This window comes from Bacillus sp. G16 (assembly GCF_021282335.1).
Lineage (GTDB): Bacteria > Bacillota > Bacilli > Bacillales > Bacillaceae > Bacillus > Bacillus inaquosorum.
The window spans coordinates 124268-137661 of record NZ_JAJSOZ010000007.1 but is presented as its reverse complement, the minus strand read 5'-3'; the positions used below and the strand labels follow the sequence as shown (position 1 = coordinate 137661).

Genomic DNA, 13394 nt, shown 5'->3' with positions numbered 1-13394 from the left:
GCTTTTATCTCACCTTTTCTGTCGTCTCAGCATTTCGATACAAATGGCAAGCGACAAATCGGCCGGCTTCGATTTCTTGAAGCTGGGGACGGGATTCCCCGCATTCAGGCATTGCCTCCGGACAGCGGGTCCGAAACACGCAGCCGCTCGGCGGATTGACCGGGCTCGGCAGCTCCCCTTTTAAAAGGATACGCTCACGCTTGTCCTCCAATTCAGGATCTGGAATCGGAATCGAGGACAAAAGCGCCTTTGTATAGGGGTGCAGCGGTTCACGATACAGTGTTCCGCTCTCTGTAATTTCCATCATGTGCCCTAAGTACATGACACCGATCCTGTCACTGATATGCTTCACCATCGAAAGATCATGGGCAATAAATAAAAACGTGAGTCCTTTCTCTTTTTGAAGCCGCTTCAGCAGGTTGACCACCTGCGCCTGAACCGAGACATCAAGTGCAGAAATCGGCTCGTCTGCCACGATAAATTCAGGATTCAGCGACAGTGCTCTTGCAATCCCAATCCTCTGTCTTTGTCCGCCGCTGAATTCATGGGGATAACGGCTGCCAAAATCGGGATGAAGCCCCACTGCCTCAAGCAGCTCGTCCACAACGAGAAGCCGCGCTTTATGGGTATTATATAGATTGTGAATTTCCATCGGCTCCAAAATAATTTCTCGAACGGTCATGCGCGGGTTAAGTGAAGCATAAGGATCCTGAAAAATCATCTGCAGCTTGCGGTTGAAGGCAAACTGCTCTTTTTCACTCAGTGCGTGAAGATTTGTGCCGCGGTATGTCACACTTCCATCTGTCGGCTGATAAAGGCGCATCAGCACTCTCCCCAAGGTTGATTTCCCGCACCCTGATTCACCGACTAGCCCGAACGTTTCTCCTTCATGAATCTGAAAGGTGACCCCGTCGACGGCTTTGACTGTCCGCTTTTTCCCTGCGTCAAAATGCATTTTCAGCTGGCTGACCTCTAACAAAGGCAGTGGCGTCATTTGTCTCCCTCCTTATTCTGAAAAACAGCGGCGCACCGCACATCGTTCTTTTTCATAGATGGTCTCTTTTAATGTAAGGATTTCGATTGATTTCCCTGTCTTTGGAGAATGAAGCATTTTCCCGCCGCCTACATACAAACCGACGTGATGAATCGCTCCTTTTCCTTCTTCATAAGCAAAAAATAGCAGATCACCGGCTTTCATATTATCAAGCGGGACATCCTCCCCCGCCTTTGCCTGATCTCCAGCATCACGGGGGATACAGTATCCATTGGCCTTAAATATACTGTACATAAACCCTGAGCAATCGAACCCAAACCCGCTGATCCCTCCCCACAGGTAGGGAAGTCCGAGAAAAACCGCCCCCGTTTGAATGATGTCTTCAGCGGTTCCTTTCTGTTCGCGGACAGGCACTGCATCAGTCAGCTTCACAAACCTTTCCCCAAAAGCGGTTGAAACTTTAAAATATCCGTTTTCTTCTGCAATGAAGGGCAGGACAGTTAAAAAGCTCAATTCGATCTCCTTTTCTCCATTGCTTTTGTACAAAAAGGCAGCAGGTTTGCTAATCATGACATTGTTTTGTGTATGGATCGGATCTGTTTTTTTCAGTTGGTTCTTTTTCATCCAGCCCGGATATCCGCGTGGATCCTTTCGGGATGGCTGGCTCGGCACGATCACAGAAACCCATTCACCCTGTTCCGCCGTCACCAGTACCTTTTCGCCAAAGAGAACCTGAGTTTGGATCACATTGTCTGTACATAATCCAAGCCGCTCATCATATGTCATGCGCTCCAGCCAATCTCTGATCAATACGGTCGGACGGATCATCACTTGATCTGATGGACGCGGAGAATCAGGCGATGTCCAGATGTTGGCCACAGCTGATATGACAGTTTGCATCATTGCTCTATTTCCCCTTTCAAATGCGCAGCTCCGGTGATTCCGAGACCTGGTCTGTCAGGCATCGCAATCGTGCTGGCGCTGTATGTTATGCCGCCTTTGATTACATCTGTTTTCAGCATCAGCGGCGCGTCAAAATCAAAGCGTGTGATGTTTTTTTTGCTTGCCGCGAAATGTGCCGCGGCCGTAATGCCCAGCTTTGTTTCGATCATGCTGCCGACCATGCACTCCACCCCGCACGCCTCAGCCATGGCATTGATTTTCTCCGCTCCGCTGATGCCGCCCGCTTTCATCAATTTAATATTAATCAAGTCAGCGCTCCTGGTTTGAAGAACTTCGAATGCCTGCCGCGGCGTAAAAACACTTTCATCGGCCATAATCGGCGTGTCTGTCGCATCTGTTACCTTTTTAAGCCCAGCGAGGTCATCTTTATGGACAGGCTGCTCGACAAGCTCAATCCCTAGACCGGTATCCTCCATTTTCCGAATCGCTGTTACTGCTTCCTTCGGCGTCCACCCCTGATTGGCGTCTAAACGAAGTTTTACGCCGGGCCCGACACGTTTTCTGATTTCCTGGATACGGGCGATATCTGTTGCGATATCCTCTTTGCCGACCTTTATTTTCAGCGTTTGAAAGCCTTGTTTGAGATAATTCCCGGCATCCGCTGCCATCTCTTCAGGTGAGTTGACACTGACGGTATAATCCGTTTCCAGCTTATCTCGGTATCCGCCGAGCATTTGGTAAAGCGGCAATCCGCACATCTGCGCCCAGCCGTCGTATACCGCCATTTCCACAGCCGCCTTAGCGCTCATATTTCCTGTAAGGAGATGCTGTATGTCATGCAAAATGGCCTCACAGCCGGACAGGCTTTTTCCAAGCAGTGCCGGCTTCAAGACATTGTGAATTGCACTTTCAATGCTATCCATGCTGTCTCCTGTAATCACCATCGTCGGAGGCGCCTCCCCCCATCCGATTGCGCCGCTGTCATAAGTGATCCTTACAATGACAGATTCAGCCGTATACACAGTGCGAAGCGCGGTTTTAAACGGCTTTATGAGCGGAACGGCGATTCGGCTTGTTTCTATTTGAGTGATTTTCATGTCTTCAGCGCTCCTTCTGAAACGCCCGCCTCGATGACGACAGTTTTTTGTGCTGTATTCATTGCAGCTTGCACACCGATCGGAACGGCGAAACTCGGTGAGCAGTGGCCGATTTTAAATCCTCTCAGAGCAGGCTTGCCCGCCGATACAATATAGTCTTCGAGCACTTGCTCAAGTGAGAGGGACTTCTCCCTCTTCACCGGGACACAGTTATGAAAATCACAAACAAGAATGCCGGCGGCGTCCGTCAGCTTTCCTGCCATTTTTAGCTGATTCAGCATCCGGTCGATTTGATATGGCTCCTCGTCAATATCTTCAATAAACAGAAGCTTTCCTCTCGTATCAATTTCAAACGGCGTGCCCAGTGTAGACGTCAGCAAAGACAGATTTCCCCCGACAAGCTCGCCTTCCGCTTTTCCGGGAACAAGAACCGTCAGCGGAGAAACCTCTTCTGTATAGGTGAATGCCGTCTCTTGGAAAAGCTGCTCATACGACGCTTTTGTCAGCGGGTGGACGTCGTCGAGGCCAATATCTGAGCTGAGCATCGGGCCATGGAAGGTAACAAGGCCTGTGTTTTGATAGATAGCAGTATGTAAAAACGTAATATCGCTGTATCCCCAGAAGATTTTGGGATGTTTGCGGATTAAGCTGAAATCAATGCCGGCGGCGATACGTCCTGTCCCAAAACCCCCGCATGCGCACAGCACTGCATTTACCTCCTCGTCTCTGAACATCTCATGGAGATCAGCCAGCCGCTCATCATCCTGTCCCGCTAAATAGCCGTGCTGGTTTTTCAGTGCCTTGCCCAGTTTCACCTGAAGACCGAGCTCTTCTAAAAATAAAAGCGCGGTTTCAAGCTTTTTTGGATCCGGCGGGCTTGCGGGCGCGATTACTCCGACTGTATCACCCTTTTTCAGCGCTTTCGGCTTGTGATTCAACTGAATCACTCCTTTCATTTGCTCTGCTCCCTACGTATACGTGCAGGAAAGAGAAAAAATACCGCTCCTTCGCATAAAGAAGCAGTATTTTCTTAATCGCCGTTGTTAGTTTTTATCTGCCCACTTTAAATCGATATAGCCGACAGGATGCCGGACGATTCCCTTCACATTTTCGTTTTGCAGGTTGACCTGGTTATAGAAATAAACCGGGATGATCGGGGCTTCATTGATCAATAGCTTTTCCGCTTGATGCATCAGGGAGAAACGCGTTTTTTCATCGCCTTCATGTTTCGCCTGCTTGATCAGCTGATCGTATTCTTTATTGGCCCAGCCTGTGCGGTTCATCGAATTTCCTGTTTGGAAGGCTTCCAGAAAACTGATAGGGTCCGCGTAGTCAGGCAAAAATGAGCTTTGAGAGAATTGGAATTTCAGTGCTTTTTGATCCTCTAAAAATACGTTCCATTCCATATTGGCCAGCTTCACGTCGACCCCAAGGGTATTTTTTAATTTTTGCTGGATAGCCTCGGCAATCTTTTTATGCTCCGGCTTCGTGCTGTAAGTAAGGGTGATCGCAGGAAGCTTATCGTAGTTTTCTTCCTTCATGCCCTTTTCCAGCAGCTGCTTCGCTTTGCTTTCATTTGGCGTGATCAGATCTCCGCCCGCTTCACGGAAATCCTTGCCGTCAGGCTGCGTAAATCCGGGCGATACAAACGCACGCGCCGGTTTTTCATTGTTTTTCGTGACGTACTTTACAATTTCCTTTTGATCCACAGCCATCGCAAAGGCTTTTCTGATGTTTTCATTTTGGAACGGCTCCATGTTTACATTAAACCGGTAGAAATATAGGCCCGCCTGGTCAACAATGCTGACGTTATCCTGATCCAGCAGCTGATCGCTTAATTCAGCAGGAACATAAGCGGTATCCAGTTCCCCAGACTGAAACATCTGGTAATCTGTATTTCTGTCACTGACCATCGCCCATTTCACCTTATCTAGCTTCACCGTATCTTTATCCCAATACGTATCGCTTTTCTCCATTGTGATGCTGTCATCATGCTTCCATTCCGTCAGCTTAAACGGACCGTTCCCGACAAATGTATCCGCCTCAGCAAACCATTTTGGATTTTCTTTATCGACCTTTTCGTTTACCGGAAAATACGCCGGATTGGACACGACGCTTAGAAAATATTTTTGCGGTGCTTCAAGCGTTACTTCAAGGGTTCGATCATCCTTTGCCGTCACCTTCACATCGTCTTTCTTCCCTTTTCCGCTGTTATACGCTTCGCCGCCTTCAATAAAATAGCCCAGAAACGCGGATGAAGCGCCTTTTTTCGGGTCAAGCATCCGTTTCCACGCGTATTCAAAGTCTCCGGCAGTTACCGGATCTCCGTTTGTCCATTTCGCATTTTCCCGTATCGTAAATGTGTAGGTTTTTTTATCTTTTGATACAGACCACTTTTCCGCCATTGCCGGTTCAGGCTCATTTTCTTTTCCAAGACGCGTCAGCCCCTCCATGATGTTATTTAGCGGCTGCCACGACACATTATTAAAACCGATCGGCGGATCGAACGAAGTCGGTTCATTTTCGTTATTTACATACAGCACCTTTTCTCCGCTTGTTTTTGCCTTATCATTTCCGCTTTCTTTTCCGGCCTGTTCGTTTGCTGTACATCCCATCAGCGCAAGCGAGAGTCCTAATGCAAGACTCATCCCCCATAGCTTTTTCACTCGTTTCATCCTCTTCCCCCTTTTCATGTTCAATCCTTCGCATCTCCGGACAGCACCGCATGCTCGGCCCGCTGATCCTGCAGCCAGCAGTTGACGGTGTGCGTGTCAGATCTGATGGTCTGGCCCGGGTATACCCTGTCACATACGATCATCCTGTTCGGACAGCGGGCGGCAAATGGGCAGCCTGGCGGAGGTGAAAATAAATCCGGCGGCGTTCCGTCGATCGGAATCAGCTCCGCGCCATCCAAATCCAGCCGCGGGACAGAGTTCAGCAGCCCTTTTGTGTATGGATGCTGCGGCTGATAAAAAATATCTTTTCTCGTGCCGATTTCCGCTATTTTTCCGGCATACATGACTGCGACTCTGTCAGCAACCTGGGCAACGACCCCTAAATCATGTGTAATCAGAATGACAGACACATTGGTTTTTCTCTGAATCTCTTTAAACAGCTCCAAAATCTGCGCCTGAATGGTCACGTCAAGGGCAGTGGTCGGTTCATCTGCGATTAAGATGTCTGGCTCGCAAATTAGCGCCATTGCAATGACAATCCGCTGTCTCATGCCGCCGCTAAATTGGTGGGGATACTGCTTCAGGCGCTCTTTGGGATCGGGAATGCCGACCAATGACAGCATAGAAAGCACCTCTTCCCGTACCGCCTTTTTGCTCATTTTTTTGTGGCGCAGGAGCGCTTCCCCCAGCTGGTCTCCGACAGTCAGCGTCGGGTTTAACGCCGTCATCGGGTCTTGAAAAATCATAGAAATGTCGGCTCCCCTTATGCTTCTCATTGCTTTGTCAGAGAGACGGCAAAGGTCTTTGTTTTTAAATAAAATGCTGCCGTCTGTCACCTTCGCCGAATAAGGCGGAAGCAGTCCCATAATGCTTTGGGAGGTAACGCTTTTGCCGCAGCCTGATTCGCCGACGATTGCAAAGGTTTCACCTTGATACAAATCAAAGCTCACCCCTCTGACCGCCTGAACCGTCCCGCCGTAAGTCGTAAACGAAACGTGCAGATTTTTGACTGACAGAACTTTTTCCATACAGCTACCTCCTCAGCTTAGGGTCGAGCGCATCCTGCAATCCGTCCCCCAGTACGTTAAACGCATACATCGTTAAGGAAATGAAAAAGGCCGGAAAAAACAGGCGCCACCAATGCCCAGACAAAATCGTAGGCAGACCGTCATTCGCCATCACACCCCAACTGGCAAACGGAGCCTGTATGCCGAGGCCGAGAAAGCTTAAAAATGATTCTGCGAATATAGCGGCAGGTACGGTTAATGTCATTTGTACGATAATCGCTCCCATCGTATTCGGCAGCAGATTCTTCCGGATGATGCGAAAGGTTTTCGCACCAAAGGTTTTCGAGGCGAGTACATATTCATAATTTTTAATTTGAAGCACCTGGCCTCTAACAATTCTCGCCATGCCGACCCATCCGGTTACAGTCAGCGCCACAATAATAGTGCCCAGCCCCGGCCCCATCAGCACCATCAGCAAAATGACAACGAGCAGATACGGCAGCCCGTACAGTACTTCGATAATCCGCATCATGATACTGTCAGTCCTGCCGCCTTTATAGCCGGCAACGCCCCCGTAAATGACACCGATCACAAAATCAATCAGCGCTGCCATCACTCCGACAAATAACGAAATCCTCGCTCCATACCATGTTCGGGTAAACACATCCCGGCCGAGCTCATCGGTGCCGAACCAATGATCGGCTGAGGGCGGGAGATTTTGTTCGGTCAGCGATTGGCGCGCGACACTATGGGGTGATAAAAAGGGTCCGATAACTGCCATGACAAAAAGAAATAAAAGAATAAAAAGTCCAGCCATCGCTAATTTATTTTTCTTCAGCCTCCTCCAAGCATCCTGCGTGTATGACAAACTCGGCCGCTTAACCGAATCGGCTTCTCGATTTTTTTCCTGATTCGAGACAAACCATTCATCCGGCACCTGAATGTGCTGCTCTGGCTGGCGTTCATCTGTTTGTACAGGGAGATTCACACGCTTCACCCTTTCTTATGCAGTTTAATGCGCGGGTCCAGCAGACCGTAGGCCAAGTCGACCAAAAACAGCATGATGATCAGAATGACGCTGTAAAAAACGGTCGTTCCCATAATCACGGGATAGTCCCGCTGATTAATGCTTTCAACAAAATATTTTCCCATTCCCGGAATGGCAAAGATTTTTTCAATAACAAAGCTTCCTGTTAGGATGCTGGCAACGAGTGTGCCCAGAACGGTAATGACGGGCATAAGTGCATTTCTGAGTGCGTGTTTTACGATAATTTTGAACGGAGAAAGCCCTTTTGCTTTTGCTGTGCGGATATAATCCTGCGTCAGGACTTCGACCATGCTTGACCGTGTCAGCCTGGCGATAATTGCCATTGGCCCTACTGCAAGCGCTGCGGTCGGAAGCACCATATGGATCGGACTCGTCCATGTGGCAGCGGGAAATAGTTTGAGATTGACAGCAAATTGCTGAATGAGCAATGTTGCCAGAATAAAATTCGGGATGGAGATGCCGAGTACCGCCAAACTCATCGCGGCGTAGTCCAAAAAGCCATTGCGGCGGAGCGCAGCGATTACGCCCAGCACGAGCCCGGAGATCACAGCAATGACAATCGCTGTCATTCCAAGCTCAAAGGAAACGGGAAATCCGCGTTCCAGCATATCATTTACGCTGTCTGACGGTTTTTTAATTGAAGGTCCGAAATCGAATGTAATGATGGATTTTAGGTAGATGATGTATTGGAAAATGAGAGGATCGTCTAAGTGATAGTAGGCTTCGAGATTTTTTTGAACGACTTCATTTGTGCCTCGCTCCTCGTTAAAAGGAGATCCGGGAATGACCTTCATGAGAACAAAAGTCAGGGTGGTAATCACCAAAATCGTAGCTGCCATTGCCCAAAAACGCTTCATCATGTATCGCGCCAAAGCCTCAACACCCCTTTAGCAGAATGATGTCCGCATCGCAAGCTCAGTCATGACAAGCATCGCCTGATAGGCTTCAAGCATGTCCTTCGCCTGAAATTGAACGGTTGTGGTTCCCGGCTTGAGTTCAGTTCCCGGCATCAGATTCGCCCATTCTGCCTGTCCGTAATTGGCGAATTCAATGCTCAAAACCGGTCTGTCCGGCGGTGTGAGCGGTTTGACTTTGTATTTGTTTTGCAGGGCAAATGCGGTTTTTTCTGTCAGCAGCCGGCCGGCTTTCGCAGGAGACAAACACTTCACTGCAGATCTTGAAATGGTTTGTTTGACAGCGGCTGTCGTAATATTCGGAATGAGCTCTTCCGCTTCCTTCGCCGCCCGGTCATCTCCGGCTACCATTAACACCGGGACATCATAATAACCGGCAACGTATGCATTTAACCCAAGCTCACCGACAGGCCGATCGTTTATGTAAAAATGACGGACGCCGAAAATCATGCTGTGTGACATCACACCGGGAGTGGAAGCTCTCGCATGATAACCGAGAAACAAAGCGCCTGTAAACGTATCATCCAGCCCCTCTACCATTGAAAATGGTTTGACGTCACCGGAAATCAAGTCTGCTTCAGGGTGAAGCTTTTCAACCATCAGATTATTCATCTTCGAATGGCTGTCATTGACCAGCACCTCAGTACACCCGCTGTTAAACGCTTCGGCAATACAGTAGTTTGCTTCTTCAGTCATGATTAGCCGTCCGCGTTCATAATTGCGCTTGCCGGAATCAACAAAGGTATCGTCCGGAAGACCCGAAATACCTTCCATATCTACTGACATATACAGTTTCATAACGCTCCTCCTTTTTTACTAAATTATGAATATTCTAACAAATTATATTAAAAAAAGAGGAAAAATGCAATATAACTGGGGAAAATCACAACGATTCAATGATAAAAAAGAATCCTCTTTCAAGGATTCATTTCTGTTTCTCTGTCTGTTCTGTAAGCAGCTTATATTTTTTCAGGGTTCTTTCAAACACCTGATCAAAAACTTCCGGCACTGAGGCGCGTATGACCTCAGCACCCTCCCCTGTAATTCCGCCTTTCGTTGCGACACGCCCCAGCGTTTCCTCGAAAGACATATTCTTTTCGATCAGCAGTTTGCCAGTACCGTATAGAGAATGAATCAGAAAATCAAAGGCTTCTTCTTTGGACAGGCTGCTGTTTCTCACCGCAGACAGCGCCAGTTCTTCGAAGACGGCAGCTATGAACCCGGGTGCAGAGCTCGTCAAATTGCTGGCGGCATCCAAATTTGATTCTTTGATTTCTCGTACACTGCTGAAAGCCGATAACAATTCATTCAGACGTTCTTTTTTATCCGCTGTCAATACCTCACTGTGAACGACAAGTGAGATGCCTGCTTCTGCTTCGGACGTAATAGCAGGAATGACACGTGATATACCGGCTTCTGTTTCAGCCTCCAAAAGGCGCAGCGGCACGCCGGCGGCAATGGATACGATATGAGTATTCCTGTTCACATACGGGTGCAGACGGCGCAATGTTTCGATGACATGGAGCGGCGGGACACATATAAAAATCAAACGGCACGTTTCCGCCCAGCTCTCAAGCGAATCAGCCGATACGTTTGGATAATCTGAGATCAGCGCCTTAAGCCGCTCCCCCTTCGTTCTAGTTTCAATAAAAAGCTCATTCTCCTTTATTTTTCCATACTTCAACAGCTTCCTGGCGATCATATCGGCCATGCTGCCATATCCAATCAATCCAATCTGTTCCATCGACTCAGTCCTTTCATATACAATAAAGAGTGTACCGTTTTCCGCCCTTTTTCACAATTTCCCATAATCTTTTCATTTTTATCCCACAGTTTTTGTTTATGATAAACTCAAGTCATAAAACTATCATAATCAAATAGAAATTAGTGAAAATAGAGAAACGGAGTGAACATGATGGATAACAATCGTGACGAAAACAGAACGGAAGGAAATGAGAATGAGGTCTTTCTAGCGAAAGAGAACGATCAGAGCACCTCCTACTCAGCCCGCAATGTCATGCATGATCAGGAGAAGAAAAAACGAGGGTTCGGATGGTTCAGACCGCTGCTTGGCGGAGTGATCGGCGGCAGTATCGCCCTTGGGATTTACACGTTTACACCGCTTGGCGACCATGATTCTCAGGACACTGTAAAACAGTCATCCAGCCAACAGCAAACGCAATCTGTTACAGCTAAAAGCACGTCCTCTGAATCTAGCAAAAGCTCATCAAGCTCAAGCAGCTCATCTGCATTCAAAAGCGAAGATTCTTCTAAAATCTCAGATATGGTGGAAGACCTTTCACCGGCAATTGTCGGCATCACAAATCTTCAGGCTCAGTCAAACAGTTCTTTGTTCGGCTCTGACTCATCCGGTTCCAGCTCTGATTCCAGCGAAGATACAGAAAGCGGTTCAGGATCGGGTGTCATTTTCAAAAAAGAGAACGGCAAGGCTTATATCATTACGAATAACCACGTTGTAGAAGGAGCATCTTCACTGAAGGTATCATTATATGACGGCACTGCGGTGACAGCAAAGCTCGTAGGCAGTGACTCGTTAACAGATTTAGCGGTCCTTCAAATCAGTGATGACCACGTAACAAAAGTGGCAAGCTTCGGCGATTCATCTGATCTCAGAACTGGCGAGACCGTCATTGCGATTGGAGATCCGCTCGGAAAAGACCTGTCCCGCACAGTAACACAGGGAATTGTAAGCGGCGTGGACAGAACGGTTTCGATGTCAACATCAGCTGGTCAAACAAGCATTAACGTGATTCAAACTGACGCCGCGATTAACCCAGGTAACAGCGGCGGTCCGTTGTTAAATACAGACGGCAAAATTGTCGGCATTAACAGTATGAAAATCAGTGAGGATGATGTAGAGGGCATCGGATTTGCAATTCCAAGCAATGACGTAAAACCGATTGCAGAAGAATTGCTGTCTAAAGGGCAAATTGAACGTCCGTATATCGGTGTCAGCATGCTTGATTTAGAACAAGTGCCGCAAAACTACCAAGAAGGCACACTCGGCCTGTTCGGCAGCCAGCTGAATAAGGGCGTGTACATCCGTGAGGTCGCTTCAGGCTCTCCTGCTGAAAAGGCTGGGTTGAAAGCGGAAGATATTATCATCAGCCTGAAGGGCAAAGAAATTGATACAGGCAGTGAGTTGCGCAATATCTTATATAAAGACGCAAACATCGGTGATACCGTTGAAGTAAAAATTCTCAGAAACGGCAAAGAAATGACAAAAAAAATCAAACTCGATCAAAAAGAAGAAACCACTTCTTAAGAAATAACGCCTCAGGCCGCAAAAGGCCTGAGGCTTTTTATTAGACAAAAGACCTGTTGCTCTATGAAACTTTCTACTGAGACATCTGTATATCATTCAGACTGACATCATTCTAATCAGATGCATGTTTGAGAAAGAGATATGAACATGAAAACCGTGGGATTGAGCATGATCTGGGCAGGATTAGCTTTTCTGTGCTAAGCTTTCTCCTTCCTGAATCGACATTGGCATGGGAAATTACACTGGGTGCCAGTATTCTATTAAACATCACTGGTACGGCTGTGATCATGCGTTTCTTAAAAGCCCCTCAATATAACAGCTGACATACAGCAAAGCCTAAGACGAAAGCTTTTAGGCTTTGCCGTTTTTATTTCATCATGCCTGAACCGCAGTGCAAGTTCTCAATCCCTTCTTCCCATAAATCTATCAGCTTCTTTTACTTTGATTACTGGAGAATAAAAACCCCTGTCCGTAACGGACAGGGGTTTCAGGTTATGACATATGCTGGTCTCTATAGAGTCTTTTATTTTCAATTCCATATGATTTCTGAACGATGTAAAGCGGCCTGTCTTTAGCTTCATCGTAGATTCTGCCGATATATTCGCCGATCATCCCTAGAATCAGAAGGACGATGCCGCTGAACAGGAGCTGGATCACAATAAGTGATGACCAGCCGGTAATGGTGCTGTCTGTGAATAGCTTTAGATACAGCACGATAAACATATACAGAAATCCTGCACCTGACATTAACATCCCCGCATAGCTTGCCAGCTTCAGCGGTTTGTGTGAAAATGTCGTGATGCCATCCATTGACAGCTTCAGCATTTTCTTCAGCGGGTACTTTGTTTCTCCGGCGAGCCTTTCATCACGTACGTACTCGACCGCTGTCTGTTTGAAGCCCACCCAGCTGACGAGCCCTCTGACAAAAGGATTTTTTTCTTTTAATCTCTTCATTTCATCACAGACTTTTCTGTCCATGAGGCGGAAATCCCCCGTATCAATCGGGATATCAATATCTGTCATGCTGCTGAGGAGCCGGTAAAACATAGCCGCAGTTTGTTTCTTAAAAAAGGTTTCCCCTTTTCGTTTTGTTCGTACGGCGTACACGACCTCATAGCCTTCCTTCCACTTTTCAATCATATCTAAAATCAATTCAGGAGGGTCCTGCAAATCGGCGTCAATGACGACGATTGCATTCCCCTGTGCATAATCCATACCCGCTGTAATGGCGATCTGGTGCCCAAAGTTCCTTGAAAAATCAATGATTTTCACTCTCGGATCGATTAGGCTGTGCTCTCTTAAAATCTCAATACTGCGATCTTTGCTCCCATCGTTGACAAAAAGCAGCTCGTAGTTTTCCTTCGTTTGATCCATGACCTCTTTTAAGCGCTGATAGGTTTCATGAATGACAAGCTCTTCGTTATACACAGGTACAACAATTGAATATTGAATATGTCTGCTCATGTTTTT

At 47.4% G+C, this 13394-nt stretch carries 12 protein-coding genes; 1 reads left to right on the top strand and 11 read right to left on the bottom strand.

Going from position 1 to position 13394, the window contains the following annotated elements; genetic code table 11:
* Positions 1-4: 4 nt before the first annotated feature.
* The 10 genes from LWH95_RS11145 to proG form a co-directional block, all read right to left on the bottom strand.
* Positions 5-994, bottom strand: coding sequence for an ABC transporter ATP-binding protein (locus LWH95_RS11145; protein WP_148981533.1), 990 nt, complete (start codon positions 992-994; stop codon positions 5-7).
* 12 nt (positions 995-1006) lie between these two features.
* Entirely contained in the window at positions 1007-1897 is an 891-nt protein-coding gene (locus tag LWH95_RS11140) for a C40 family peptidase (protein ID WP_232919603.1), read from the bottom strand.
* A complete protein-coding gene (gene ykfB / locus LWH95_RS11135; RefSeq protein WP_232919602.1) occupies positions 1894-2994 on the bottom strand; it encodes a mandelate racemase/muconate lactonizing enzyme family protein in 1101 nt (366 codons plus the stop codon). The genes LWH95_RS11140 and ykfB overlap by 4 nt, the downstream gene beginning before the upstream one ends.
* A complete protein-coding gene (locus LWH95_RS11130; RefSeq protein ID WP_232919601.1) occupies positions 2991-3950 on the bottom strand; it encodes a S66 peptidase family protein in 960 nt (319 codons plus the stop codon). Before LWH95_RS11130 ends, ykfB begins: the two co-directional genes overlap by 4 nt.
* An 87-nt stretch (positions 3951-4037) precedes the next feature.
* Positions 4038-5687, bottom strand: coding sequence for a dipeptide ABC transporter substrate-binding protein DppE (gene dppE / locus LWH95_RS11125; RefSeq protein ID WP_232919600.1), 1650 nt, complete (start codon positions 5685-5687; stop codon positions 4038-4040).
* Positions 5688-5689: 2 nt separating this feature from the next.
* Positions 5690-6697, bottom strand: a complete 1008-nt coding sequence (dppD, locus tag LWH95_RS11120) for a dipeptide ABC transporter ATP-binding subunit DppD (RefSeq protein WP_084995051.1) — start codon at positions 6695-6697, stop codon at positions 5690-5692.
* 4 nt (positions 6698-6701) lie between these two features.
* Positions 6702-7664: a dipeptide ABC transporter permease DppC gene (gene dppC, locus LWH95_RS11115; RefSeq protein ID WP_003239082.1), complete on the bottom strand. Its 963-nt coding sequence runs from the start codon at positions 7662-7664 to the stop codon at positions 6702-6704.
* 5 nt (positions 7665-7669) lie between these two features.
* On the bottom strand, positions 7670-8596 hold the full coding sequence (gene dppB / locus LWH95_RS11110) for a dipeptide ABC transporter permease DppB (protein WP_232919599.1): 927 nt from the start codon (positions 8594-8596) through the stop codon (positions 7670-7672).
* A gap of 15 nt (positions 8597-8611) precedes the next feature.
* The gene (gene dppA / locus LWH95_RS11105; protein WP_232919598.1) at positions 8612-9436 is read right to left on the bottom strand and encodes a D-aminopeptidase DppA; all 825 of its coding nucleotides are present in this window, start codon (positions 9434-9436) and stop codon (positions 8612-8614) included.
* Between the two features lie 127 nt (positions 9437-9563).
* A complete protein-coding gene (proG, locus tag LWH95_RS11100; protein ID WP_232919597.1) occupies positions 9564-10382 on the bottom strand; it encodes a pyrroline-5-carboxylate reductase ProG in 819 nt (272 codons plus the stop codon).
* A 171-nt stretch (positions 10383-10553) separates the two neighbouring features.
* Here proG and htrA point away from each other — a divergent pair, with 171 nt between their 5' ends.
* Positions 10554-11924 (top strand): serine protease HtrA, encoded by a 1371-nt coding sequence (htrA, locus tag LWH95_RS11095; protein ID WP_133487753.1) that lies wholly within the window; start codon positions 10554-10556, stop codon positions 11922-11924.
* Positions 11925-12416: 492 nt separating this feature from the next.
* Here the strand turns inward: htrA and LWH95_RS11090 are convergent, their stop codons facing one another.
* Positions 12417-13388, bottom strand: coding sequence for a glycosyltransferase family 2 protein (locus LWH95_RS11090; protein WP_133487755.1), 972 nt, complete (start codon positions 13386-13388; stop codon positions 12417-12419).
* Positions 13389-13394 lie beyond the last annotated feature (6 nt).

What these genes read in the sequence shown, in the direction of transcription:
- dppA (WP_232919598.1), bottom strand. Translation starts at nt 9,436, where the DNA reads ATGAAACTGTATATGTCAGTAGATATGGAAGGTATTTCGGGTCTTCCG.
- LWH95_RS11130 (WP_232919601.1), bottom strand. Translation starts at nt 3,950, where the DNA reads ATGAAAGGAGTGATTCAGTTGAATCACAAGCCGAAAGCGCTGAAAAAG.
- proG (WP_232919597.1), bottom strand. Translation starts at nt 10,382, where the DNA reads ATGGAACAGATTGGATTGATTGGATATGGCAGCATGGCCGATATGATC.
- ykfB (WP_232919602.1), bottom strand. Translation starts at nt 2,994, where the DNA reads ATGAAAATCACTCAAATAGAAACAAGCCGAATCGCCGTTCCGCTCATA.
- LWH95_RS11145 (WP_148981533.1), bottom strand. Translation starts at nt 994, where the DNA reads ATGACGCCACTGCCTTTGTTAGAGGTCAGCCAGCTGAAAATGCATTTT.
- dppE (WP_232919600.1), bottom strand. Translation starts at nt 5,687, where the DNA reads ATGAAAAGGGGGAAGAGGATGAAACGAGTGAAAAAGCTATGGGGGATG.
- htrA (WP_133487753.1), top strand. Translation starts at nt 10,554, where the DNA reads ATGGATAACAATCGTGACGAAAACAGAACGGAAGGAAATGAGAATGAG.
- LWH95_RS11090 (WP_133487755.1), bottom strand. Translation starts at nt 13,388, where the DNA reads ATGAGCAGACATATTCAATATTCAATTGTTGTACCTGTGTATAACGAA.
- LWH95_RS11140 (WP_232919603.1), bottom strand. Translation starts at nt 1,897, where the DNA reads ATGATGCAAACTGTCATATCAGCTGTGGCCAACATCTGGACATCGCCT.
- dppD (WP_084995051.1), bottom strand. Translation starts at nt 6,697, where the DNA reads ATGGAAAAAGTTCTGTCAGTCAAAAATCTGCACGTTTCGTTTACGACT.